This window comes from Leptospira harrisiae (assembly GCF_002811945.1).
GTDB lineage: Bacteria > Spirochaetota > Leptospiria > Leptospirales > Leptospiraceae > Leptospira_A > Leptospira_A harrisiae.
The window spans coordinates 250,719-276,222 of the sequence record NZ_NPDX01000003.1 but is presented as its reverse complement, the minus strand read 5'-3'; the positions used below and the strand labels follow the sequence as shown (position 1 = coordinate 276,222).

The 25,504-nt window shown below is 38.5% G+C and carries 19 protein-coding genes; 11 read left to right on the top strand and 8 right to left on the bottom strand.

Going from position 1 to position 25,504, the window contains the following annotated elements:
- Positions 1–10 precede the first annotated feature (10 nt).
- From CH364_RS13000 to CH364_RS12990, 3 genes are read left to right on the top strand one after another with little or no spacing between them, the layout of a single operon-like run.
- Complete coding sequence (locus CH364_RS13000) at positions 11–715, top strand: glutathione S-transferase family protein (RefSeq protein ID WP_100744483.1); 705 nt, start codon at positions 11–13, stop codon at positions 713–715.
- A 41-nt stretch (positions 716–756) separates the two neighbouring features.
- Entirely contained in the window at positions 757–1,104 is a 348-nt protein-coding gene (locus tag CH364_RS12995; RefSeq protein ID WP_100744484.1) for an ArsR/SmtB family transcription factor, read from the top strand.
- A gap of 2 nt (positions 1,105–1,106) precedes the next feature.
- On the top strand, positions 1,107–1,589 hold the full coding sequence (locus tag CH364_RS12990) for an SRPBCC family protein (protein ID WP_100744485.1): 483 nt from the start codon (positions 1,107–1,109) through the stop codon (positions 1,587–1,589).
- A 56-nt stretch (positions 1,590–1,645) separates the two neighbouring features.
- Here CH364_RS12990 and CH364_RS12985 read toward each other — a convergent pair whose 3' ends face one another.
- The gene (locus CH364_RS12985) at positions 1,646–2,011 is read right to left on the bottom strand and encodes a hypothetical protein (protein ID WP_243401406.1); all 366 of its coding nucleotides are present in this window, start codon (positions 2,009–2,011) and stop codon (positions 1,646–1,648) included.
- Positions 2,012–2,351: 340 nt separating this feature from the next.
- Here CH364_RS12985 and CH364_RS12980 point away from each other — a divergent pair, with 340 nt between their 5' ends.
- A complete protein-coding gene (locus CH364_RS12980) occupies positions 2,352–4,142 on the top strand; it encodes a methyl-accepting chemotaxis protein (protein WP_100744487.1) in 1,791 nt (596 codons plus the stop codon).
- Between the two features lie 10 nt (positions 4,143–4,152).
- On the opposite strand, the gene CH364_RS12975 is transcribed toward CH364_RS12980, so the two are convergent.
- Positions 4,153–4,833 (bottom strand): nucleoside 2-deoxyribosyltransferase, encoded by a 681-nt coding sequence (locus tag CH364_RS12975; protein WP_100744488.1) that lies wholly within the window; start codon positions 4,831–4,833, stop codon positions 4,153–4,155.
- Between the two features lie 108 nt (positions 4,834–4,941).
- Positions 4,942–8,169 carry a SpoIIE family protein phosphatase gene (locus CH364_RS12970; protein ID WP_100744489.1) on the bottom strand — a complete coding sequence of 1,076 codons (3,228 nt, stop codon included), beginning with the start codon at positions 8,167–8,169 and terminating at the stop codon, positions 4,942–4,944.
- A gap of 362 nt (positions 8,170–8,531) precedes the next feature.
- On the opposite strand from CH364_RS12970, the gene CH364_RS12965 reads away from it, so the two are divergent.
- Positions 8,532–9,809: an alanine racemase gene (locus tag CH364_RS12965; RefSeq protein ID WP_100744490.1), complete on the top strand. Its 1,278-nt coding sequence runs from the start codon at positions 8,532–8,534 to the stop codon at positions 9,807–9,809.
- A gap of 43 nt (positions 9,810–9,852) precedes the next feature.
- On the opposite strand, the gene CH364_RS12960 is transcribed toward CH364_RS12965, so the two are convergent.
- A complete protein-coding gene (locus CH364_RS12960; protein ID WP_100744491.1) occupies positions 9,853–10,881 on the bottom strand; it encodes a CE1 family esterase in 1,029 nt (342 codons plus the stop codon).
- A 130-nt stretch (positions 10,882–11,011) separates the two neighbouring features.
- Positions 11,012–11,992 (bottom strand): LLM class flavin-dependent oxidoreductase, encoded by a 981-nt coding sequence (locus CH364_RS12955; protein WP_100744493.1) that lies wholly within the window; start codon positions 11,990–11,992, stop codon positions 11,012–11,014.
- Between the two features lie 250 nt (positions 11,993–12,242).
- On the opposite strand from CH364_RS12955, the gene CH364_RS12950 reads away from it, so the two are divergent.
- Together CH364_RS12950 and CH364_RS12945 are read left to right on the top strand one after the other, a co-directional pair.
- Positions 12,243–13,016 carry a helix-turn-helix domain-containing protein gene (locus CH364_RS12950; RefSeq protein WP_100744494.1) on the top strand — a complete coding sequence of 258 codons (774 nt, stop codon included), beginning with the start codon at positions 12,243–12,245 and terminating at the stop codon, positions 13,014–13,016.
- 54 nt (positions 13,017–13,070) lie between these two features.
- Positions 13,071–13,907: an NAD(P)H-binding protein gene (locus CH364_RS12945; protein WP_100744495.1), complete on the top strand. Its 837-nt coding sequence runs from the start codon at positions 13,071–13,073 to the stop codon at positions 13,905–13,907.
- 2 nt (positions 13,908–13,909) lie between these two features.
- On the opposite strand, the gene CH364_RS12940 is transcribed toward CH364_RS12945, so the two are convergent.
- Positions 13,910–16,024, bottom strand: a complete 2,115-nt coding sequence (locus CH364_RS12940; protein WP_100744496.1) for a cellulase family glycosylhydrolase — start codon at positions 16,022–16,024, stop codon at positions 13,910–13,912.
- A 420-nt stretch (positions 16,025–16,444) separates the two neighbouring features.
- On the opposite strand from CH364_RS12940, the gene CH364_RS12935 reads away from it, so the two are divergent.
- Together CH364_RS12935 and CH364_RS12930 are read left to right on the top strand one after the other, a co-directional pair.
- A complete protein-coding gene (locus tag CH364_RS12935) occupies positions 16,445–18,598 on the top strand; it encodes a neutral/alkaline ceramidase (protein ID WP_100744497.1) in 2,154 nt (717 codons plus the stop codon).
- Between the two features lie 93 nt (positions 18,599–18,691).
- Complete coding sequence (locus CH364_RS12930) at positions 18,692–19,351, top strand: TetR/AcrR family transcriptional regulator (RefSeq protein ID WP_100744498.1); 660 nt, start codon at positions 18,692–18,694, stop codon at positions 19,349–19,351.
- A gap of 4 nt (positions 19,352–19,355) precedes the next feature.
- Here the strand turns inward: CH364_RS12930 and CH364_RS12925 are convergent, their stop codons facing one another.
- Positions 19,356–20,738, bottom strand: a complete 1,383-nt coding sequence (locus tag CH364_RS12925) for a hypothetical protein (RefSeq protein WP_243401407.1) — start codon at positions 20,736–20,738, stop codon at positions 19,356–19,358.
- Positions 20,739–20,956: 218 nt separating this feature from the next.
- Positions 20,957–21,613: a TetR/AcrR family transcriptional regulator gene (locus tag CH364_RS12920; RefSeq protein WP_100744500.1), complete on the bottom strand. Its 657-nt coding sequence runs from the start codon at positions 21,611–21,613 to the stop codon at positions 20,957–20,959.
- 128 nt (positions 21,614–21,741) lie between these two features.
- Here CH364_RS12920 and CH364_RS12915 point away from each other — a divergent pair, with 128 nt between their 5' ends.
- On the top strand, positions 21,742–23,739 hold the full coding sequence (locus tag CH364_RS12915) for an oxidoreductase (RefSeq protein WP_100744501.1): 1,998 nt from the start codon (positions 21,742–21,744) through the stop codon (positions 23,737–23,739).
- Between the two features lie 10 nt (positions 23,740–23,749).
- On the top strand, positions 23,750–25,498 hold the full coding sequence (locus tag CH364_RS12910) for an acyl-CoA dehydrogenase family protein (RefSeq protein WP_100744502.1): 1,749 nt from the start codon (positions 23,750–23,752) through the stop codon (positions 25,496–25,498).
- Positions 25,499–25,504 lie beyond the last annotated feature (6 nt).

The window sequence follows — 25,504 nt, the reverse complement described above, 5'->3', positions numbered from 1 at the left end:
AGTTTCCCAAATGGATAACTATCACGCACCCAACCTATTGCTTTATTACCACCCTCTCGCTTCCTTTTGTCACAAGATTTTGATCGCTCTGTATGAAAACGGTACTGCGTTTGAACCAAGGTTTGTGGATTTATTGGAGGAAGAGTCCAGCGCTGAACTTTTTGCTTATTGGCCAGTGGGTAAAATCCCTCTCCTTCGAGACCGATTACGTGAAAAAACAATTCCCGAAACAACCATCATCATTGAATATCTAAATGAATTTTATCCCGGAAAAGTAAAACTCATCCCAAATGATTTTTCCACCGCTTTAGAAATAAGGCTTTGGGATCGATTTTTTGATCTTTATGTCAGTGAACCTATGCAGAAAATTGTGGTAGATCGGCTTCGTCCAAATGGCCAAAACGATACACTTGGAGTGGAACAAGCATACCAAAGGCTTCCTGTCGCTTACAGAATGTTAGAAGCACAATTGAAATCTCAGAACTTCATTGCTTGCGAAAGTTTTAGTATGGCGGATTGTTCCGCTGTTCCTGCTTTATTTTATGCAGATACGATTTTAAGTTTTCGAAAGGAATATCCAAAACTTACAGATTACTTTGAAAGATTATTGGATCGACCTTCCGTTAAACGAACGATAGACGAAGCAGAGCCTTATTTTCATATGTATCCTTTATTTGATAAAATTCCAAAACGATTTTTAAAAGAAAAAAAGTAAGGACTACTGTCTACATTCGAAAATTATGAATCAAAGTTTCTATGCAGTATAATTCGCAAGGTTTGGAACATATCTTTCATGCTCTCGCTGATCGTAGTCGACTACAAATGGTCGAACGATTGAGTCTTGGTCCGGCTTCGGTAAAGGAATTAGCGGAGCCTTTGGCAATGGCATTACCTTCTGTGTTAAAACATTTAAAAGTTTTAGAAGAAGGTGGGATTGTACTTTCAGAAAAGTCTGGTAGAGTTCGTACATATAGATTGGACCCAAAACAACTTGAAGGTATTGATTCTTGGATGGAAGAACGAAAGGCAGCGTGGAATCGTAGATTTGATCGATTAGGAAATTTTTTAATCGAATCATCTGGTGAGAATTCCGACGGAGTATAAAAATGAAAAATAATCAAGTTACTAATTCCACATTTACGATTGAAAGAATTTTGCCTAGTACCAAAGAAAGAGCCTTTGCTGCTTGGGCCAATGCAGATTCCAAACGAAGATGGTTTGCTTGTCATGATGATTGGAAAACTGTTGAGTTTAGTTTAGACTTTCAAGTTGGTGGAAAAGAAACTAATCTTGTTTTAACACCTTCGGGGAGCCGTCATGTATTTGATGCAACATATTATGACATCATCCCCAATGAAAGAATTGTTTATGCTTTTGGAATGTATGTGGATAACATACGCATTTCAGTTTCCTTAGTTACTGTTCTTTTTGAATCTGTGATTGTAGGAAGAACCAGGATGGTATTTACAGAACAGATTGTACTTTTGCAAAAGCCAACGTCAGAAGGTTTTTCTACCGAAGAGGAAGTCCGCGGTCGTGTAGAAGGAACCAATGCAGGATTTGATCGTTTGGAAAAAGAATTATCCTAGGCTTCCAAATTTGAAAACCTAGGATCAGTTTTTGCGATCATTCGTTCTCAAAAGATTTATACTGGATATAAAAATTCATAAAAAGTACCATTGATCATAGGAACTCTTATATTTTTTAGTCCAGAATTATCTTCTTTAGTTTCTAAGAATTGAGAAAACGGTTTTTCAGGTTTATAAAAATACTTGGTTCTTGTTCGTTCCAAAGACTGGATTGCATTTTGTATGTATGTTTCTTTTGATTCGTTAGGATCGAAAAACTGAAAGAGTTGGCGATTTTTTGTAGAAGCAGGAAGGGAAGACTCCCAGCAAATTTCTTCCTCAATCGAAAGAATTTCTTCATACAATTCCGAATGGTTTGTTGGGCCACCAAGGATTTTTAATTTCAACGAAAGATCATAATACTCATCTAGTAGGGATTCCATGTATTCCATATGCTCTTTTAACCTCTGGAAACCAAGATACCACCTAGGTAAGACAATTTAGGCGACTTTCTGAAAAAAAACAAATTTGGTCGAAAAATCTATCTGATTCTAAAACTCAATGAATCTAGGGACAGGTACGGATGGAAGCGGATGCCGGGATCAATACCAACCGATAAAAAAGAGACTCTGTATGTCTTTGGGCTATGGGATATGTGGTAAGTACGAAGTGTTCTAGCAGTTTAAATGGTTTGGGAGGGAAAATATTCAGAAAAACAAACCATTAATAAAAATTTGCGTGATCGAAACGAAGAATCCAAATACAGATAGATAGAAAATATATATGACAAATTCTAGTTCCATGTCTCAAACCTCCCACAATGCAAAGATTAACAAAAGTAAGGTGATTGGTATTAAAGGCCAATTGATGTTTTTTATATTTTTTATTCTTTCAACTGTCCTTTCTTGTATTTTTTATATTTCTTACACCACAGCGAAAGAACAAGTATTGAATGTCGGTGAAGAGATGTTTACCAACGTCCTTAAGGATGCCGTTGGTTTAGTGGATGCCTTAAACGAAAGGGTAAAAGCCGGTGATATGACTTTGGAAGAAGCTCAGGATATGGCAAAAACGTATATTGTCGGTCCTAAGATGCCAGATGGAAACCGAGATATATCTAAAACCAAAATGTCAACAAACGACTATATGTATCTTTGGGGAATTACTCCAGAAGGGATTGCAACGATGCACCCATTTAATATCGAAGGTGCAAATATCTGGGACTACCAAATCGAAGGTAAGTACACTGTGAGAGATACATGGGGAAATCCAAAAGCAACCGGTTATCCTTTGCGTGAAATTTGGCAAAACCCTGGAGAACCGATTTATACATTTATGGCCTACCAAGCATATTATAAACCTTGGAACTGGGTCATCGGTGCTGGTGGTAGAGAAGAAATTATATATGAAAGAAGATTACGAGGTATGCAAGGTATCTTTTTGCTAAGTGCTTTTATTAGTTTAACTTTCTCTATGTTACTTTCGTATTTTTTAGCATCTTTTATTTCTAAAAGAATCCAAAAAATTAAATATGTGGTAGAAAAAGCAAGTCAAGGGGACCTTCGAGAAACGGTGGATCTTAGCTTTAAAGATGAATTTGGAATTCTTGGCGATGATTTTAATATCATGTCAGCTAACTTGCGTGAAATGATGAAACATGTTGTCAATTCCTCTACCAAGGTTGCCGAATCTGCAAAAGAAATGTATATGAGTGCAGAAAATTCTTCTGCCGTTGCAGGCGATATTGCCAAATCTATTAAACAAGTGGCAATCAACACAGAGTCACAGCTAGTTGCGTTTACCGAAAATAAAAGAGGTATGCTTGAAAATTCTCAAGCTGTCGCAAAAATTGCTGATTCCACTGCAACTGTATCGGAATTAGCCAATGAAGTTTTAGAAAAAGTCCAAGACGGAAGAAATGTTATTGGAACAACCATTAAACAAATGTCAGTCGTCAACTCTTCTGTTAGTGGAATTTCAAATAGCATTCATGTTTTAGGTGAAAATTCAAAAGCAATTGGTCAAATTGTAGAAACGATCAATCAAATTGCGAGTCAAACTAATTTACTTGCACTCAATGCGGCTATCGAAGCAGCAAGAGCCGGAGACCAAGGTCGAGGTTTTGCAGTTGTGGCAGATGAAGTCCGAAAATTAGCAGAACGATCTGAATATGCAACCAAGCAAATCAGTGTATTGATTGGCGAAATCCAAAATAATACAACTTCTGCTGTTGCCATGATGGAGAATGGTGCAAAAGAGGTGGAGCAAGGTGTTTCCATGGTGAATGAAGTGGGACAAACCTTTGAAAGGATTGCAGGTTCCATTGAAAAAGTAACGGATGAGATGCAAGGTGTTTCTGCAACTACGGAAGAAATTTCTGCAAGTACAGAAGAGTTAAATGCCTCAACCGAACAATTAGCACAAATATCAAATGGAATTTCTGATAGCACACAGGCCATCGCAGCTTCTTCAGAAGAACAACTTGCATCCTCTGAAGAAGTAACGGAAGCGGCCAATAACTTAGGAGTGCTTGCCGAGGATCTAAAATCTGAGATAGATAAGTTTAAGATTTAATACTTAGAATTTAACCTTCTAAGTATTTCATAAAACTTGCAGATGCTTTTAGTTTTTCCATAAGAACTTTAAGGATGTTTACTAAATCTTTTTCTTTGTGTTCAAAGAACCGAATGATTTGCAGAATTTCCCAGACTTCTTTACCAACTTCCATAGTTTTTTTGACCATGGGGGGAGGATTTTTAAGATAAAGATTTTCGCCAGCTGCATTGACTTTTACAATCATTTCCGCAAGATTTGTTGGAATTTTTGCAATGTCTGTGACATACTTCCAGTTATAGCTAAGGCCTGTTAGGAGAGGATTGTCTAAACCGTTGAATTCGGTTCTTGGATCGTTTTTATAAATTACAATTGGTTTTCCTACTGCAAACGATATTCCGGTTTCAGAAATAGAACCGTCATCAGCAGGCCGGCCATTCATGTTGAAAACAGTTGCATTACATCGTTCTACAACTTGGTAAACATCCATAGCAAAAACTGCTTTTTGCACAAAAATCATAATGTCTCGAAAGATTTCGCCAGAGATGATTGGTGTATTTACCATGGCCATTACTTTCGCCACTTCAATTCCATCCCTTTGTGGAAGGTATGTTTTGTAACCAGCACCTTCTAAACTCGCTGCAATACTTGCCATTGTGTTTAGCTCTTCTGGGGTAAACATTGGCCCAGAACAATATATATATTCACTCATAATAACCTCCAATTCATAGGAAATGAATTAGGAGAGATTTTGAACCTATAGTAAATTATATCATCTCTAATTTTATTAGAAGAAAAAAAAGTTAGATGTTTGGTGAGGTTAGAGGTCAACAACTACAAGTGTTATGTCATCATCTGGAATGGATTTACCACAAAATTCTTTGACTTGTTCTAAAAGTCCGTCTGCAAAAAGGTCTGCTGAGCGATTTTTAGAATTTTCAACAATATAATTGCTGAGCCTCTCATCACCAAACATTTCTCCGGCGAGATTTCTAGCTTCAGAAATTCCGTCAGTATATAAAATAACACGGTCTCCAACGGCAAAAGGGAGATCCAAAATTTCATCTGGAATTTCAGGAAAACATCCTAGAATCCTTCCTTTTGGCCTTACCAGCTCTACTTTGTTAGATTTGCGTCTATAAAAAGCGACTGGAGGGTGACCTGCACTTGCGTAAAGAATTCTTTGGTTTTCTAAATCAAAAAATAAATAACAGGCAGTTACAAATTGTTTATGAATGGAATCTAAAAGAAGTTTGTTGATTCTTTTTAGGACTTCGTTTGGTTTTTTCGAAACATGTTTTTGTAAGTTAAATGCCATCTTAAACATGGCAGCAACGATAGCCGCAGGGATTCCATGCCCGGAGACATCAGCAATCACAACACCTAAACTGTATTCGTCGGGAGTGTGGAAGTCATAATAATCACCTCCGATAGAAGTCATTGGGTTGTATCTAGATACGATAGTTGCTTTTCCTCCCGTTGGAGGATGTAATGGCAGGGATGAATCTTGAATTTTTTTGGCGAGTTTGAGTTCTGCTTTAATGCTTAAGTAATCTTCTTTTTCTTCTACTGCTGATTTTAAAAGAATGAGTGTGTTGACCCTTGCTAGAAGTTCTCTTTTATCGAAAGGTTTTCCTAAATAATCATTGGCACCTGCTTCTAATCCCGAAAGCACATCTTCAATTCTATTTTTTGCTGTTAACATTAGAATTGGCATTTCATACATAGAATATGATTCTCTTAAGATTTTACATACTTGGTAACCACTCATTTTCGGCATCATAATATCTAATAATACCAAGTCTGGATTTATCTCCTTGGCTACGGAAATGGCAGTTGGTCCATCTAATACAGGTATGACGTTGAATCCTGATCCGCTGAGTTGGATTTTTAAAACTTCTAAATTAATTGGGTCATCGTCTACCGCAAGGATGGTAAGATTTCTGTTTAAATCTTTGGATAGGTTGGTGCTAAGCTCAACTCGTTCAATATACGCTTGTTCAACGATAAAGTTTCCGCGAAGGTCTTCCGTTGACATCCAAACATGGGTCCCATCGCCAATTGAGTTTTGCAGTGGACGGAATTCTGTTTGTCCATTGGCAAGAGGCAATGTGAATCGAAATGCCGATCCTTTGCCTAATTCTGATTCAACGGAAATATTACCAGTATGTAATTCTACTAAGTTTTTGGTGATAGATAGTCCAAGCCCCACACCGCCAAAGTTTCTAGAGATACTGGCATCGGCTTGGGCAAACGGTGAAAAAATTTTGTTTTGATCTTCTTTTGACAATCCAATCCCTGTATCAATGACAGAAACTTCTAGATAATCCGCAAAACCATTGTTAATGGTTTGAACTGTGATTCGAATGCTCCCCGTATCGGTGAATTTGATTGCATTTCCGATTAAATTAAAAAGAATCTGTTGGATTCTGCTTTCATCCCCAAAGACCAAGGGAGTGTTGTCGGGAATTTCACTAATGAGAGTAATTCCTTTTTCTTTGGCCGTCGGTTCTAGTAGGCTCAGTGTTATTTCTACAGAAGGTTGGATGGCAAGAGTGATTGGAAAAAGATTAAACCTTCTATTTTTCATCATCGAAAAGTCAAGTAGGTCGTTTACCAAATTCGAAAGTCTTTTTGCTGATGATATGATGAACCCTAAGTTTTTGGCGACACCATTGCTGACTGTACCCATTGCACCTTCAATCAACGATTCAGTGATTCCGATGATTCCATTTAATGGAGTTCGGAGTTCATGTGACGTATTAGATAGAAACTCATTTTTCATTTTATCCAATGAAACTAGTTCTTCGTTTTTCTTTTCTAATTCACTTTTTAACTGGTTAGTTACTTCATAGAGTTTTGCAAATCGTATCGATAAAGCAAAAGACAAACTTAATGTATAAAACAAAAATCCTTCAGAAAGAGACCTATCTAAAATAGAAACATAAACTTGGAGGTAACTTAAAACTGAGAAGATAACGGTGGTCCCTAATCCGATTTGTCCAATTAAGATAATAATTGCACCTGGTTGTTTGTTTCGAACTGCTTTGATTGTGAAACCAAAAATGAAAAGAAGTTCCAGTAAGGAAAGTATATCATTCACATTTAATGTATACTTTGAATAAAGATCCAATATAAAAGGATGAAAAGTAAAAAGGGAAATGATCGCGAGACTAAGATGAAACCAAAGGATTCCTTTGATCCACTTTGATGGTTTTTGCCCAGCAAATTCAAAAAAGAAAAGAGTCCCAAAGATACCCATTAAATTCAAAGCGGGATGAAAGAAGAAATGATTGAACCAGAAATTATCCCATATAAAATAAGGAAGGGATAAATTTCCGAATGTAGCAAGCCCTGCAAGGATTGCAAAAAAGAAATACATTAAATAAGCTCGTTCTCTTCGGCTTCGTAACCAAAGTATCAAACAATAAATTGCAGAGTATAAAAATGCAAAACAGATTGCCGAATTCCACATAATGTATTTGTAGAATTTTCCTTGGATGAGATCTGACTCTCCCATATAAAATTCGGAATTTACGAAACCACCCCAACCAACGTCATCGGCTACACGTACGGCAATAGTATTTTCTCCATCAAAGTTAATGATATTTGGAGGGATCGAATATACACTGATCCTACTGCTTTTTTTGATGAGTTCACCTTGTTCTGAAATCAAACCAGTTCTACCAACAAGAAATCCATTGATATAGATTTCATTGGCATCTGCTATGATCGGAGTAAGAATACTTATATTTTTGTTTTTAAAAACATTGGAAACTTTGAATGATTGCCTGTACCATCCAATTTGAAAACCAGATAAACCCGAGTTATTCCATTGGGCCGGGACAGATAGTTCGCTCCAGTCAGAATCAGGAAATAGGTTTTTTGCTTGGGTTATGTCGTCTTTTGGATTGAATTTCCAAGGTCCAGCTAATTGAACAAGTTCAGTGACATCGTTTAATTGAAAGGAGGTAAGATTGGGGCTTGCATCAATTGGCGGAAGAATGAATAAAGTGCAGTAAATCGCAAATAGATAACGAATTTTCATTACAAATCCAAAGGAAAAGAATAAGCCTTTTACATAATTAATACTTATAGTAGATTTTTACCAAGAACAAAAGGGTCCTTTTTTCTGGAAAACATCAGAAAGTAACTGTATTTAAAAACGAACATCAAACATCGCTTAGTGATATAAGTTGAATCAATGTGCCAAAAAGTAACAAAATTGGGGTGAGGAGATAACATAATATACGTGTTTATCTTACAGTATAAATGATAAAAAGTTTTTCTGTTTACAACTTTTCTTTAGGTGATTTGATTGCTCAATCTTTCTATGGTCAATGAAAGATATAAAGTATGTTTGGAAGAATCCACTGAATATTTTTTCTAGTCAATTCAAGTTGGTAGCTTATGTTTAAATCTCGTCTCTGGTTTTCTCTTCTTTTCGCCATCATCATTATATCTTTTCTAAAACCGAAAGATGAAGGTTCTCCCTATCAGGAATATTTTTCTCGTCTCAATGTAGAGTTAAAAACAAATGGATTTGGAAAACCGGTAATACTTTTGGATTTAGACCGGTTGGATGAAAATTTATCCATTCTCTCCAAAAACATTCCACCACCTTTACACTATCGAATTGTTGTAAAATCCCTACCATCGCTTGATCTCCTTCGCTATATTACAAAAGTTACAAGTACAAATCGTTTGATGGTTTTCCATTCGGGAGATCTTATGATGTTACTGAGTGATCCAGAATTTTCTTCGTTTGATATTCTTCTTGGAAAACCGATGCCAGTGCGCGCTTTAGAAGATATTTATCAAAAAACAAAGATGGATCGGTTTCAAAAAATCCATTGGTTAGTGGATACGGAAACAAGACTCAGCCAATACTTGGAATTTGCAAAATTAAAAAATTTAAAATTACATTTGGTTTTGGAAATTGATGTCGGTCTCCATCGCGGAGGATTTAGCCTTCCCTCGGATACAAATAAAATATTTACTATGATTCAAGATCATTCTAAAAATTTAGAATTTGATGGGTTTATGGGATATGAACCACATGTAGCTTCCGTACCAAATTTGTTAGGTGATAAAAATCAAGCGATAGAAAAAGAAATTCAATCTTCACTTATCAAATATGAACGCTTTGTAAGTTCAGGTAAAAAATCTTTCCCTAATTTGTTTGCAAAAGAATTGCTGTTGAATGGTGGAGGAAGTAAAACTTATCGGTTCTATCAAAAGAACCAACAAGTGGTGAATGATGTCTCTGTTGGTTCGGCCTTAGTGATGCCTACTGATTTTGATGTGAGTACACTCATAGAACACAAACCTGCTTTTTTTATTGCCGCCCCTGTTTTGAAACGATTGGAAGGAACCACCATTCCTTTTTTAGAATCTATTTCCTTTTTATTCCCTTTGTGGAATCCTAACTTACAAGTGACTTATTTTACTTATGGCGGAGCCTATCTTGCCAAAAAAGAATCTCCGCAAGGTCTATTTGATAATAGTCTTTATGGTGCCAGTACAAATCAGGGAATTTTAAATGGAAGTTTGGCGACCGCTTTACAACCGGATGATTACGTTTTTTACCGACCAACTCAAAGTGAAAAGGTAATGGCGGAGATGGGGGAAGTGGTTCTTTTGCGAAAAGGAAAAATCATAGGAACCTGGAAGTGTTTTATCAACTAGTATACGGAGAGATTCTATATACTAGTTTTTGATTTTGTAATGGTTAGTTTTCTTTAAAAAATTCCCACATAACATCATTTGCTTTGATGGCTTCGGAAGGTGAAGCAGAACCAAAGAAAAAGGATGGTTTTTTGCCACCAGGCCAAGAATGCCCTCCGTTTTCAGTGACACAAAGTTTTACCTTCACACCATCTTTGCATTCGTTATATTCATCACAAGTTACACCTGGTTCCTCTAATACTCTTTTGGGAGTTGGGTTACACTGGTTAAAGGTGACCCATTTAGATATGGATTTAGGAACAGAAACAAAGTCTGTAACAAGTGACCTATCCTTAAAACTATTTCCAGCACCGCCATGGAATAAAACTTTATCATCGTCTTTTGCATGAATATGCAAAACGGAGATTGGTTTGGATGGATTACAAGAAATTGTATTATCAGTTCCTGCAACAGTGGCGATGGCTGAGAGTTTGTCCGTCATTTCACAGGCAAGACGATAGGTCATCATTGCCCCATTTGACATTCCAGTCGAATATACTTTGGATTTGTCGATATGCAGTTGTTTGGTGGTATGGTTTAAAATTTCTTTGATAAAGCCAACATCATCGATTTTTTTATCACGAGCCTCTGCACAACAATTTCCTGCATTCCATGTGGCTATTTTACCTGATTTGTATTTGCTATAACCATTGGGAAAAACGACAATATGTCCATTTTCTTCTGATTTGGAAATTTGATGATAATAGTCTTCGTTTGATTGAATTTCCATGTCACCACCGCCACCGTGTAAAACAAAGAGTAGAGGTATTTCTTTGTTAGGTGAATATGACTTTGGTACATGTAATTTGTAATATCTTGGAATTCCGCCAAATGAAAAGGTAAAGGTATAATCACCAGGAGAATCAATCTTTTGTGTTATATCCGTAGATGCGATGGGTGCTGGTTTTTCCTCCATTTTTTTTTGGAATCGTTCTTGGATTTTACCTCTTAACCATCCACGAGAACAGGAGGCAGTGGAAAAAATGATGAGGGCAAAGGAGACAAACCATAGAGTTTTGGAGTTGTATTTCATTGATGAACCTTATACGAAAGGATTTGACCCGAGTTAACTATAAAAAGTTGCATGGATTCATTAAATCAATGAAAAAACTATTGGAACAAAGGAAGAAAACAAATCTTGGAAAAATAGAATTTGGAAAACCTCAAAATCCCAATTTTGCCAAGATTTCTAATGATTTGATTTTAGCATCCGTATCATAAACAGAAGTGACAGTCATCAGTTCATCGGCTTTGGTTTCCTCGAGTATCTTTGTTATTCCCGCCTTAATTGTGTCAGGTGCGCCCACCACAGAATAAGATAACATCTGGGATGCCATTTGTTTTTCTTGCGGGGACCAGAAGGTGTCAATGTCATCGATGGGAGCAGGAAAGGTTCCCCTTGCGTTTCTCAGGATACGTGTAAATGATTGTTGTGAACTTGTGAAAAGATACTTTGCTTCTTTGTCTGTATCGGCTGCAATTACATTCACTCCTACCATCACATAGGGTTTGTCTAGATATACAGAAGGTCGAAATTGTTTTCGATAAATACTTATGGCTTCCATAAGAGCACCTGGAGCAAAATGAGAAGCAAAGGCATAAGGAAGTCCAAGGATGGCAGCCAGTTGGGCTCCAAACAAACTGGAACCCAAAATCCAAACAGGCACATGAGTTCCCATTCCGGGAATGGCACGAACTTGTAATTGGTTGGCATCATCTTCAAAATAAGCCAGTAATTCTTTTACATCTTCTGGAAAGGTTTGTGCACTCATGGAATCTCTGCGTAACGCTCGTAAGGTGAGTTGGTCTGTTCCTGGAGCACGACCAAGACCTAAGTCGATCCGTCCTGGATATAAACTTTCTAATGTCCCAAATTGTTCTGCAATCACAAGTGGGGAATGATTCGGTAACATGATCCCACCGGCACCGATTCGTATGGTTTTTGTATTTTCTGCCAAATGACCAATCACCACAGAAGTGGCTGCACTGGCAATTGCGGGGAAGTTATGATGTTCTGCTACCCAAATGCGGTGGTAACCCAAATTTTCTGCTGCCTTTGCTACTTTAACCGAATTGGCGAGAGCATCTTTGGGTGTGTTCCCTTCGTTGATAAATACTAAGTCTAGAATCGAGAATTTTGCCATTAAGATCACAATCGCTTTTTGCTCTCTCACGTGTAAATGTGTAAAAAAAATAAATCATGTTTTGTGTAAAAAAAAATAATTACATCTGTTATATGTATTTTTTCTTTTCGTAGTTTTAATTGCTAAAAAAAATATCAAAAAATATAGATTAGAAGTCTAAGTAAATTGTGAAACTATAATCCTTCTTTATTTATGAATTGAATTAAATTTAAGAATGTGTTTGTATAAAGTAGTTTAGTATCAGTATCGCATGAAAGTAACAAACCCCAAACTAAGTCCTAAGGAAAAGTTGCTGATCCAATCTGTTTTTGTTTTTGAATCAGATAAAGAAGAAAAACAAACTCTTCCTTTTTATGCGGATGGATTTCCTGGAATTGTATTTTTTCATTCTAAAAAACCGGTTACAGTTTATGTTGGATCTGCATCCAAAGTGATGGATCCAGTTTTTGTTTATGGTCAAACCATTGAACCAATACAAATCGAAATAAATGGTCCCTTTTTCTTTGTCATGGTACAACTTTTTCCTGCGGTTGTAGAAACATCATTGGGAATTCCTGCGACGGAACTCACTAATTCCTGTTTTTCCATACCTTCTGCAGATTGGATTGAAGAACCTAACTTTAGATTATCGATTGAAGAATTTTCTTATTCTCTTGCACACATGGCCTTAGTGAATTTTATTTTGGAAAAGGGAAAGGCATTTCAACCAGACCCCATTTTACAGGTTTGTATTGAAGAAATTTTGGAAGAAAAAGGAAATTGTGAAATTGGAAAGTTATCTAAAAAACATGGGTTGTCAGAACGCACGTTACAAAGACGATTCCAAAATTATGTAGGTCTCACTCCTAAACAATTTTCTACCATCATACGATTTCAATCTAGCTTACGTGAGTTAGATGGTGAAAATAAATCTAAGTTAACCGATGTTGCCTATATGAGTGGGTATTCTGACCAGTCACATTTCATTCGTCAATTCAAGTCTTTCACCAAAGAAAAACCATTTCGATTTCGGGAAAAAATTTAAACTCTGTCGGGTTTGTTCAATTTTAATCTTTAAGTTTCTTGTATTCTTAAATTCATGAAACCTAAAACACTTATCATTGGATCCAATGGAAAAACTGGATCAAGAATTGTATCTAAATTGAACCAAGCAGGTTTTCCTGTCCGATTGGGTTCAAGAAAAGCGAAACCAACTTTTGATTGGGAAAAACCAGAAGGTTGGCAAGAAGTTGTAAAAGAAATAAACCAAGTTTACATTAGCTTCCAACCTGACTTAGCGGTGCCTTCCTCTCTGGAAGCCATAAAAACTTTGGTCCATGTCTGTCAAAAAAATCAAGTAAAACGGATTTTTTTGTTATCCGGTAGAGGCGAACCAGAAGCAATGGCCTGCGAACAAGTTGTACAAAACTCCGGATTGGAATGGACCATCCTTCGGTCGAGTTGGTTTCTACAAAACTTTAGCGAAGGAATGTTTTTAGAACAGATCACTGAAGGTAGAGTTTTATTCCCAAAAGTAGAGGCCAGAGAACCGTTTGTGGATTTGGATGACCTTTGTGAGTTAGCATTTGCCTCACTTACCACTGACAATCATAAAAACAAACTGTATGAACTAACAGGTCCCGAACTTGTCAGTTTTAAAGAAGTTTTCCAAACGATAGCGGAAGTCACAAACCAAACAATTTCATTCGAAGAACTTCCGTTAGATGATTATTTGGCTACTTTGAAAAACTTTGGCCTCCCAGAAGAGGTGCTTTGGCTTACTTCGTATTTGTTTCGGACAGTACTTGATGGACGGAATGAATCAGTGGTTAACGATTTGGAGTTGGCACTTGGTCGAAAGCCAAAAGACTTTCGAACCTATGCCAAAGAAACAGCCAAATCTGGAATTTGGAAAATTCGGGAGAGAGTCAGCTAACTCTAATTTGATGATTCGGCGGGGTATCCGCCGTATGTCATTTTACCTGTTAAATAAATCGGACTTTTTTGTTCTAAAAGAATCCGAGTGTTGAGTTTAGATTGGATCTCTTGGAGTGTTTGTGCTGTATATAAACCACTAGCACCATCCACAACCAAAACATAATGGTAGGAAGAATTTGGATTTTCATCCAAGTCCAAATCATCCCAAATATGCAAAATATTTCCTGAACCGACTTCTCGATTTCGATCGGGAATGGCCACGACCTCATTAAATTCTTGGTTAGGAGTGGTTGGAATTCCTTGTTGATAAATTCTTTTTTCAGAAATCAAAACAGTCTTTGTCAAATCAAAATGAGTTGGCAGATAAATTTCAGTAGGCGCACCCGAAAACCTTCCTTTCCAAATGATTAACTGGAACCTTTTTCCAACAAAGTATTTTGGTTCTGTTTCACCCGGTTTGATCGCGGCCCAAGAAAATAAATTATTCCAAGTATCAAATCCTACCGTATTGTAATGGCTACTGATGATTCGGCCTTGGGACTTACGTAAATACCCACGTTCAATTGTATAATTGTTTACATTGAAACTGGTTCCATAATTACCCACTACAGAAAAGTCTTCTTCATTCCATGCATCTTTTGTGGTAATGAGTTTGTTTGGATTTCCATTCATATATTCTGCATGGTTATTGTAATAATAATCCCAATGCCACTGTGTTCCTGATACTATGGGATTGTAAAAATCGACAAATCTAGATTTTGAAGTTTGATTCCCATCGGAAATTTCCATTGCTTGGTAAACTGCACTGATCATCCGCGGAGTGTCTTTTGCCCCTGTACCTCTCAACCACATTCCAAACTCACTTAGGAAAACAGGAATTTTTAAAAATCTAGATTCCTTTCTAATTTCATCTAAATACTTGAAATACGTGGCGTTATCGATACCAGTGAGATCGGTTCCCATACGACCAGCATCATAAAAGTGTGAATTAAAAACAAAACCAGGGCCAGGTGGTGAAAGTAAATGTCCGCCTCCTGTTGCAGGTGCAATCGCCGAACCTACGTTTGTATTCCAGAAAACCAGAGGTTCAGCAAATACCCATTTGTTTTCCCATCCATTTTGATTTAAGATAGTTCGGATTTTTTTGTACATTGGCCATAGTTTTTGATTGTCCCACTGTGCTGGGGTTAAACCTTCCATGCCCCCATCCACTGGTTCATTAAATGGATCAAGGCCAAGTACGTAAGAAAATTCTTCTGCACTTAGTTTCTCTTTGAGATACGCTGCAGTTTTTCCAATTTGCCAAAGGAACTCGGATTGCATATTCCTTGTTCCAAGCGTGGTTGATAGTGGTGCATTGTTCCAAAAATTACGGAAGCCGCGGCGTACTGCTTCGTTTGTTAAATTGTTTTGGCTCCAACTCGCACAAATGATTCCACAGTATTCGTTTGGATAACTTCCTCCTTTTGTGATCCAGGCCGGTGCACCGTTTCCCGTATGCCATGAGTTTTTATTAAAGAGATGGCGTGAAAACAAATCTTGGTGGTAATCCAGTAGAATGTACATTCGTTTGGCGGTAGCTTTCTTGATTTGGTTTATGACAGCATCTAAGTAATTGTAATCGATAGTATCTACCGCAGGATGAATTCCTTCCCATGCAATCGTATAACGAATGATATTTGAACCCGTGGTTTTTCCAAGCCGAGTAAATGCAGATTCGGCATCGGCATCATTGGCAAATGGTTTGAATCCGTGTTGTGCGAGTTTCATATTTCCTGAAATATTAAATCCTCGGAAAGATACCTCTCGTCCAAGACCATCCACAAAAATTTGGTCTGTGAATTGGTTGTTTGTTTTTTCTGAAATCGAAATTTCTCTTTCTTGGGATGTCAGGTTGTAATCGAAACTATGTGGGGAATTCACCGTTTGGACAGTCTTAGAAAGTCCCAAGGAAACAATTCCGCTGGATTCTGTTTGTCCACTCCCACCGGACAAAAGTAAGGAGAGAAATGCCGGCTCTGTATTTTTTGCCGGCGCACAAGACAGAGCGTTGAGTAAACAAAGAGAAGTGAAGATAGACTTCAAGTTTTGTTGCGGTTTCCAATTTGGTTTCATCGTTCCTCAAGAACCGGAACCAGAATTCGGACCGGGACTTCAGGCCACTTGCGTCACACTGGCCGACATCTGTCGACTAAAAAAATGCCATCAAATTTCCATTTTTATGGAATTTAGATCGAGAGGGACGAGAGAAATCAATTCACTGAAAAAAGTAAGTGACTTACCTTTTTCCATTTTGGAAAAATAACACCCGTTTTCCTTTCGAATTGTACAGTTCCTTCGGAGATTCCCTTTGCTTTGTAGCGTAATCCTGAACAGTGCTCTATAAAAATCGACATATGTCGATTAAATTTCTTGCCTTATTTTTAACACTGTTTAGACTTATAAACCGAATTTGGTTTTGGGCTGGCCTTGGCGGGAAGACAAAATCTAAGCGAAAAACTGTTTTATTTAGAAATTTAGATTCGGAGAAAGTATATGAATTCCAAAAGAGAATCCCGAGTGCGCTTGGGTTTTACCATTGTTTGTAGTTTTCTGGTATTGCATTGTTCAGACCAGAAACCATCCCCATCGCCTATCCTTGGACTCGTGAGTAGCGGTACCACAGATAGTTCCCAGTCAGATTTGGTGAGTTCATCAGGAGTGAATCGTGCAGTAGCACCAACTCTTGGTTCGTCGCCATATTTAGTCGGTGCTGGAATTTACGATATCACAGGACCTGCAGCAGAAGTGGGCATGATGGGATTTGCGGAAACAGCGCAAAAAACAGAAGGAATTTATATGCGCCTTTGGTCAAGGGCCTATATCATTGGAGATGCCTCAAAACGAGTCGTTTTTGTCAGTGCAGATTTAGGAATGATTTTCCAATCCATCAAACAAGCGGTGAGTAAAAAAATTGCTTTGGATTCTGAACTTTCTCCTTATTACAACGAAGCAAACGTTTTATTGTCTGCTACCCACACCCATAGTGGTCCTGGTGGGTATTCACATTATTTTTTATACAATGCAACCACTGCTGGTTTTATAAAAGAAAACTATGATGTAATTGTCGATGGTATCTATCGTTCTATCAAATTGGCTCACCAAAACTTAGTTCCTGGAAATGTGTATATCAACCAAGGAAATTTAACTGACGCAAGTAAAAACCGTTCACCAGTCGCATATGACAAAAACCCAGTTAGCGAAAGGAACTACTATGCATCTAACGTAGACCATACGATGACATTATTAAAGTTGGTTGCAGCCGACGGAAGAGAACTAGGAATGGTCAACTGGTTTGCAGTTCATCCCACCAACGTGGGCCCGACAAATAAGTTAATTGGTGGGGATAATAAGGGACTTGCTTCTTATTTATTTGAAAAGTCCAAAGGAACTAATTATTCAGCAAACCAAACTTTTGTTGCTGCTTTCGCTCAATCGAATGCCGGTGATGTAACTCCGAATCTTTGGGGTCCAGCCGATGGAGTGAATGACTATGCACGGCAAAAGATAATTGCAGATAAACAATTAGGGAAAGCACAATCATTGTATTCATCTGCCAATACACAATTGACAGGTTCTGTTGACTTCCGTCATACTTATGTTAACTTCTCTAATCTTTATATAAGTAGTTTAGGAACCACAACTTGTCCTGCTGGAATGGGAGCCTCTTTTTCTGCCGGTAGTGTAGAAGACAACGCAGTCTCCGTGGATTTTTTTGATGAGGGAACCACTGTAGATTCTTTAGATTGGAATACAAACACTGCAGATGCGTTTAAAGCAAGTTTCCTCGGCGGATTTCTTGGTGTTCTTTGGCCAACCTCTGTGAGCGAAGCATACAAACTATGTCATGCAGAAAAACCAGTCCTCATCCCTACAGGTGTTGCAAGTTTCGATGGGAATCCTTGGACTCCCCCTGTGATTCCTATGCAAATCATTAAAATTGGAAACTTAGCGATCCTTGCCATTCCTGCTGAAGTATCCACAATGGCAGGTCGAAGACTACGTTCCCTTGTGAAGAATGTAATGGAAAACGAATACACTGTGATTGCCGGACTTTCCAATTCATACACTTCTTATCTTACCACTAGGGAAGAATATTCTTCGCAACAATATGAAGGAGCATCTACTCAATTTGGTCCGAACACTTTACTCGGCTACGAACAAGAATTTGGTAAACTTGCAAGTGCTATGCGAAATGGTAGTGTTTCTCCTGCGGGCCCAACTCCAGCAGACTTAACAAATTACCAAGCCACTTTCCAAACTGGTGTTGTTTTTGATGATGTTCCACTTTTTAAAAGTTTCGGAACCGTATTCACCCAACCTGCGGCATCTTACAGCAGTGGAGCCACAGTGAATGCTGTATTCTGGGGAGCTCATCCTAAAAATAATATGCTCATCGGAAGCAGCTTTGTGGATGTGGAAAAACAAAATGGGTCCACTTGGACTGTGGTGGCAAGGGATTACGATCCATCCACAACTTACAGATGGCAAAGGGATGGGGTTGCCTATTCCAAAATCAATGTTTCTTGGAACTCAACTTCCTTTCCTGCAGGAACTTATCGTATCAGACATCGTGGCCATTGGAAGTCAGGTTGGACCGGTGCCATTTCTGCCTACCAAGGGGTCACAAATAATTTCACCGTGCAGTAATATCTGAACAATCACTCACCTGGCCCCTAAAAAGGTCAGGTATTTTCTTTACATCGGGATTGACTGGGGATGATTTTCTAGAAGGCTCGTACTATGGATAAATTGGTAGACGCATCCTTATCCCCTGACCTTGCTTCCCGGCCCTTTAAATTCACAAGCAAACAAGGACGAAATAGGCGTACACAACTGTTAACAATTGCTTTGGAATTTCTACGTGAAAAATCTCCGGAAGAGATTAGTTTTGCAGACATTTGCAAAGAGGCAAAAATCCCGAGACCTTCTGCCTACCATTTTTTTCCCAATGTGGAAGCAATCTTCCACGGAATTCGACTCCTTCATTCAGAAAGCCTCATAGAAAAATCTTTATTATTAAAAAGAGAAACTTTTGTTTCTTGGGAACAATACATTGAACGTTCTATTGATGTCGCTGTGGAAGTCACAAATAAAGAAAGAGCCTTCCCTCGTTTGATTTATGGATATCGTATGAGCCATCCAGAGATGCGCCAAGTTGGCCAGGAGTTAGATGCAAAACTGGCAAACCTTGCCAAACTTGGACTTATGGACCGGTTTGAATTGCCAACTTTTGAAAACACGGATCCTATTTTTGCAGTTGCATTTTCTATTGCCGATTCCCTTTTAAAACTTTCTTACCGAACCTATGGGGACTTCACTCCCTGGATGGTTGAAGAAGCCAAAAAAGCTACGATCTCTTATTTAAAAAACTATTTACCTGTTGTCTGCAAACCTAAGTAAAAATTCAGTAATTTCCTGAATAAGTAGGTCCACCAATAGTTCCCCCGTTAATAGTTGTTATACTGTTTATTGGGTTCAATCCTTCATCAAAGTAAAGTGCTGTTTGGCAACCGAAAAGTCGGTTTCCATTAAAACTAATTGGATTGGATCCTCCATTTTCATACAAACAATACCGAATGGCTCCACCAGAAGTAAAAAGTGTGTTGAACTGATAAATTCCGACATCACTGGCTCCTGCACCCTGGTATATCGCATAACTTACGTTTCCTGTTCCACCATTCAGAATGTTACTAGTGACAACCGAATTGGAAGGATGACTTGTGTTAAATGCATAAGAAATATTTCCTGTACCTCCATCAATGGTATTACTTAAGATTGTGGGCGTATTTGCATGAGGAGTGTTATAAATTCCATGAGCAGAATCTAAAGCAATTCCTCCAAAAATGACATTACCGGTAATGATTGGTGAGGAACTAAGTCCAACAGAGATTCCAAAGGTAGATTGAACTGTCGAAACTCCTCCATGAATGGTATTGTTTGATATTATTGCAGAAGATGACTCTAAAAGAATTCCCGCCGAATTACCGTTAGCAATTGTGCCAGCTTCCACGCGGTTGTTTGTGATTGTTGGTGAACCAGAAAAACAGTAGATCGCCATGGATGTTCCCGTAACATTCGGGTTCGATGATCCTTGAATGGTAAATCCATCTATAACTGTCGTTGCCGTGATGGTTGCACCCGCATTAATTGTGAGGGTATCTGGAACGACGGATGTAGTTGTATCAATGATTTTTGAAATGTAAAGATTTGAATTTCGATTTAAAAAATCAGAACTAAATCCACCGTATAACGAAACATTATTTACTAAACTAACTTGAGTCCCGAGGCCACTGTCCACAGGAAAGTGCCCTTCAGAGACCAAAATGGCTGCGGGAGCGGTCGCTCCCGTAATGGTAGAAGGAATTGTGAGTTTGGCACTTCCCGGACTGGTTCCTGAATTTCCATTATTTCCAGAGGGACTGACATAGTATAAATTTGTATTGGAAGCTAGAACCGTATAACTTCCTATAATTGTAGGTAAAGGAAATCCATTTGCATCTGCCCCATCCAACAGAAAGGTATTTGTTCCTAGTGGTATGGTACCGGAAAGAACCACCGTATCATTTACCGCATACGTATCTGACCAAGTTTGGCCTAGAGGAATTCCCAAAGTAGCAGATAAAGAGTCCGGATTCATACTCCGATTGAATACCACGCGGATTTTTGTATTGGCAAGAATGACAAATCCTAGAGACGGAGTGATGGTGGCAGAAGGGCCCCCATACAAACCGAGAAGGATACTTAAGTTGAAAAGGTTGTCCTTTTTTTTGGAGGGATCTAAATCCAAAAGTTCCCTAACAATTGGGTTTAACAAACAATGGAATTGAAAACAAATAAGAACGAAAACAAATAGAAAAGTAAACCTTGGATTTTTCCTATATTTTCGCATAACTAACCAAAGTTGTTTTTAAGAACTAATTTTGTCAATCAGGCAATTTATTTATCAATTGAGATTGGACAGTTTGTTCGAGAATAGGAGGGGATTTGAATCCTGAACGTTCCGGGTTATACGGATTTCATTCCTACGTATGCATACTCGGTTACGGTTTGGATGAATTTTTCCATTTCCTTTATATCGTTTTTCATCTGCAAACGACCTTCCAAAAACAACATAGCAATTCCATGGATCATGGCCCAAGAGGCTAAGGTTTTTTCTCTTGTATTCCCTTTTTCTAAATGTCCTAGGTTTTGGCCCATTCGAATGATTTCGTGTAACTGCCGATAGGTTCTTCTTGATACTGCGAGTAAACTGGGATGGGTTTTTACATCCACTCCTGTCCCACCAAACATAATCCTTGCGAACTGTCTGTTGGCCATAATGAATTGAAAGTAGGTCCATCCAAGGGCTAGGTATCTTCCCTTGAAGTCTTTATCTGTTTTTTGTAATTCGTTTTGGTAAGTTTCAAAATACTTTTGAAAACCGATCTCGGCAATCGCCGCAAATAAGGCATGTTTATTTTCAAAATGATGGTAACTTGCGACATGACTCACTCCGGCTTTTGCGGCCACTTTGCGTAAAGAAATATCTTCTAATGATGTGTTTTCGAGAAGTTCCACTCCTGCGTGGATGAGAGCCTCACGGACATTGAGCCCATTTTCTTTGGAAGGGCGACCCACTGGTTTTGGTTTTTTGGGACCTATTTTTTTTTTAGAAACCGCCATTTCCCCAATTCTACGTTTCAGTCTTTTAATGACTAGTGTTAATTACCGGTGGTAATTTTACGGCTTGCCTAAGTTGATTTAAATATTACCAATGGTAAATTATTCGGATTTAAGGATTTTTAACGAGTATGAATACAGCATTTTCACCTATTTCCATTGGAAACTTAACACTCCCCAATCGTTTTATTATGGGATCCATGCACCTTGGTGTGGAAGGAGAAACCGGCACTGCCGAAAGAATGGCTGCCTTTTATGGCAAACGTTTTGAAGGTGGAGTGTCTCTTATCGTTACGGGTGGGATCAGTGTGAATGAGGAAGGAAAAGGATCTCGTACTTTTTTTAACATCCAAAATCCAGACCATGCCAAAGAGTTAAAACGTATGAACGAACTTCTTTTAGGCAAAGGAACTATGTGTGCCCAACTTTTTCATGCAGGACGTTATGCCGCAGACAGAAATTGTGTAGCACCTTCGGCCATTCGTGCACCAATCAATCGTTATGTGCCAAAAGCCCTTACAGAAGAGGAGTGTTGGAAAACCATCGAAGACTTTGGACTTGCTGCAAAACTGGCACATGAATCGGGGTTTGGTGCCGTCGAAATTATGGGAAGCGAAGGTTATCTCTTAAATCAGTTTTTTTCTGCTGTAACGAACAAGAGAGATGATTATTTTGGTGGAGATGCCAAAAGAAGGATGAACTTATCCATAGAAGTCCTTCGTGCCGTTAAAAAACAATTACCCGAAGGTTTTCCTGTAATTTTCAGAATGTCGGGAATTGATCTTATCCCAGGAAATCCAAGTTTTGAGGAAGTGATTCAGCTAGCACAAGTTTTACGAGATGAAAAAGTTTCTGCACTCAATATAGGCATTGGTTGGCATGAATCAAGAATCCCAACCATAAGCCAACTAGTTCCAAGAGGGGCTTGGGTTTCCATCGCCAGTCGGATCAAAGAAAATACACCTGGTGTTCCTATCATTGCCTCCAACCGAGTCAATGATCCGATTACCATGCAAAGAGTTTTTGATGAAAATAGGGCCGATATCATTTCCATGGCAAGGCCATTCCTTGCCGATCCAGCCATCGTAAAAAAATTCCAAGAGGGAATGTCGGAACGAATCAACACTTGCGTGGCTTGTAACCAAGCTTGTCTGGATCACGCCTTCCAAGAAAAATTTGTTTCTTGTATCGTAAATCCAGAAGCTGTACATGAATTAGAATATTCGAAACCAAAAACAAAGGATCCGAAAAAAGTTCTAGTGATTGGAACAGGCCCTGCTGGTCTAGAAGCAGCACGAGCCAGTGCCAGTCTTGGACATAAAGTCACTTTAGTCGAAAAGGCAAATGTCCTTGGTGGACAATTCCAACTAGCATCCAACATTCCGGGTAAGTCGGAGTTTAAAGAAACGATTCGTTATTTTACCAATGAACTTCCAGCCCTTGGTGTAGACATTCGTTTGAATACAGATGCAACCTTAACATTGTTAGAAACAGAAAATCCCGATGTTACGATTTTTGCCAGTGGTGTGAAACCGCGTGAGTTTTCCTTAAAAGGACTAGAAAATCTTCCGTCTGGAAATTATACTGAGTATCTCACGGGAAAATTCAAACCAGGCAAACGTGTGGCAGTGATTGGTGGAGGGGGAATTGGAGTGGATGTAGCTCACAGGTTGACAGAAGAGGAAGATCCTACTTTAATTTCATATGATAAAAAATACAATATCAGCTCTTTTACCAATGCAGTAGTTCAAAAAGAAAAAGCGCACCGGGATGTAGCTGTGTTTCGTAGAAATGGAAAACACGGAGCGGGTCTTGGGCCAACAACATTTTGGGCACTCAAACAAGAGTTAGAGTCTGTGGGAGTTGAGTTCTATCATGGACTGACTTACAAAGAGGTCACAAAAGAGGGTTTAAAAGTAGAATTAAAAAACGGAGAGGAATTTTTGTATCCTTGTGATTCTCTAATTTTGTGTGTTGGTCAGGAAAAGGAGTCTTCAGTTTTAGAAGAATACCAAACCAAATACCCAAACAAACAAACCATCGTGATTGGTGGAGCAAAAGATCCAAGGAACATCGATGCCAAAAGGGCATTTTTAGAAGGTTTAGATGCTGCGCATAGCATTCATTAGGAGATAAAACATGATCGCAAATAACTATTTTTCAGAAGACGAAGATTTACAGGTAATTTTTAACCAACTATTGGATTGGGACTCCATCATCAAAGAAACCGAAGGGGAAGGTTTTTTTGACCACCAAACATTTGTAAAAACAAATAACCCTCGTTATGAAATGGCTCCGTCCACAAAAGAAGAAGCCTTCGAATTATACACTTCCAGTTTGGATGCAATGGGAGATTTTTTTGGAAACGACGTCTCTCAAAAATCCCAATCCATGGATCGGAATGAACTTAAGTATTCCAATGGAAAGGTAATTTTTCCTAAAGAAACCATAGAGATCTACGAAAAATTTCGTAACACCGGCCTTATGGCATATTCTCTTTCCAGAGAAGCCGGTGGTCTTGCATTCCCAGCAACTGTTGGTGCACTGTATGCAATGCTTATGGCAAGAGCCGATGTTGCATTTTGTATGACAACTACCTTACTCAACTTAGCACAAATTGTGGACCGGTTCGGAACCCCAGAACAAGTGGAAACTTATGCCACAAAGGCTGCCAACGGTGAATGTTTGTTTGCCATGTCTCTCACGGAACCTGACTACGGATCAGATCTTAATAATGTAAGAACAGTCGCTGTCAAACAAGAGGATGGAAGTTACCGTTTAACAGGAACCAAACGATTTATTTCCCAAGGATGTGGTTTGGGTGACCATCCCGCTTTACTTCTTACTTTGGCACGCACTGGAAAATCAGAGGGTGGCGCGAGAGGTCTTTCTGTATTCATTGTTAAAAGTGAAGATGTATTTGTGGCAGGCATCGAAAAAAAGATGGGAATCCATGCTTCGCCGACTTGTGAAATCGTTTATGACAATACTTACGGTGAAATTTTAGGGGAAGAAGGCCTTGGTCTCACTCGTTATACGGCAGGTATGACAAACTTTATGCGTCTTGTGAGTGCTTCCGGTGGATGTGGTGGGGGAGCTGCTGCTTATTTTGAATGTGTAAAGTATGCGCAGGAAAGAAAACAATTCGGAAAACCAATTGGAGAAATTCCAGCCGTGGCAGAGATGATTCATAAAATCAAACGGGAAACAAATGCAATGCGTCTTCTCACTTTAGAAACGGCTCGAGTGATTGATATGTACCAACACCACCAAATCCGTATGGAAAAAGCTGGAAAAGATGACAGAGAAATCCGAAAAGATGAAAAAGTAAAATACTGGTCCACACTTGCCTCCACACTCACACCGATGGCAAAGTATTATAGTTCCGAAGAAGGACATAAATGTACAAATTTAGCAGTACAAGTGTTTGGTGGAGCCGGTTACACTGAAGATTACGATATCTCTCGTATGTTTAGAGATTCTCGTATCAATACCATTTATGAAGGTACAAGCCAAATTCATGTTCGTATAGCAACAGGGGCTATCCTTGCAGGGATGGCGGGGGACGGAAACTTCAGAAAGTATCTTAATTCTTTGAAAGCGGAAATTCTATCACCTTCAATATTTCTTTTGGAACAAGAAAGAGTGTTAGAAGAATCCATTCGTGTGATGCGTAACATTTTGGAAGAAGTAAAAAAAGAAACTGTTGCAGAAAACCTAATGATCCAAATGACTCGTTACATTTGTAGTTTGTTATACGAAAAATCCATTACTCAAATCAAAGATTCTAAAATCAGAGAAACTTGGGAAAAAGATTGTAAGGCTTATGTCATTGATAGTGCCGCCATCGCTCAATCCTCTTTGTATCGAATTCAAAATTTTGGGTAAACAGGG

Coding starts and splice junctions, on each gene's coding strand:
- CH364_RS12995 (WP_100744484.1), top strand. CDS start 757: ATGCAGTATAATTCGCAAGGTTTGGAACATATCTTTCATGCTCTCGCT.
- CH364_RS12930 (WP_100744498.1), top strand. CDS start 18,692: ATGGATAAATTGGTAGACGCATCCTTATCCCCTGACCTTGCTTCCCGG.
- CH364_RS12990 (WP_100744485.1), top strand. CDS start 1,107: ATGAAAAATAATCAAGTTACTAATTCCACATTTACGATTGAAAGAATT.
- CH364_RS12920 (WP_100744500.1), bottom strand. CDS start 21,613: ATGGCGGTTTCTAAAAAAAAAATAGGTCCCAAAAAACCAAAACCAGTG.
- CH364_RS12965 (WP_100744490.1), top strand. CDS start 8,532: ATGTTTAAATCTCGTCTCTGGTTTTCTCTTCTTTTCGCCATCATCATT.
- CH364_RS12970 (WP_100744489.1), bottom strand. CDS start 8,169: ATGAAAATTCGTTATCTATTTGCGATTTACTGCACTTTATTCATTCTT.
- CH364_RS12950 (WP_100744494.1), top strand. CDS start 12,243: ATGAAAGTAACAAACCCCAAACTAAGTCCTAAGGAAAAGTTGCTGATC.
- CH364_RS12935 (WP_100744497.1), top strand. CDS start 16,445: ATGAATTCCAAAAGAGAATCCCGAGTGCGCTTGGGTTTTACCATTGTT.
- CH364_RS12945 (WP_100744495.1), top strand. CDS start 13,071: ATGAAACCTAAAACACTTATCATTGGATCCAATGGAAAAACTGGATCA.
- CH364_RS13000 (WP_100744483.1), top strand. CDS start 11: ATGGATAACTATCACGCACCCAACCTATTGCTTTATTACCACCCTCTC.
- CH364_RS12940 (WP_100744496.1), bottom strand. CDS start 16,024: ATGAAACCAAATTGGAAACCGCAACAAAACTTGAAGTCTATCTTCACT.
- CH364_RS12985 (WP_243401406.1), bottom strand. CDS start 2,011: ATGGAATCCCTACTAGATGAGTATTATGATCTTTCGTTGAAATTAAAA.
- CH364_RS12980 (WP_100744487.1), top strand. CDS start 2,352: ATGACAAATTCTAGTTCCATGTCTCAAACCTCCCACAATGCAAAGATT.
- CH364_RS12955 (WP_100744493.1), bottom strand. CDS start 11,992: ATGGCAAAATTCTCGATTCTAGACTTAGTATTTATCAACGAAGGGAAC.
- CH364_RS12910 (WP_100744502.1), top strand. CDS start 23,750: ATGATCGCAAATAACTATTTTTCAGAAGACGAAGATTTACAGGTAATT.
- CH364_RS12975 (WP_100744488.1), bottom strand. CDS start 4,833: ATGAGTGAATATATATATTGTTCTGGGCCAATGTTTACCCCAGAAGAG.
- CH364_RS12915 (WP_100744501.1), top strand. CDS start 21,742: ATGAATACAGCATTTTCACCTATTTCCATTGGAAACTTAACACTCCCC.
- CH364_RS12960 (WP_100744491.1), bottom strand. CDS start 10,881: ATGAAATACAACTCCAAAACTCTATGGTTTGTCTCCTTTGCCCTCATC.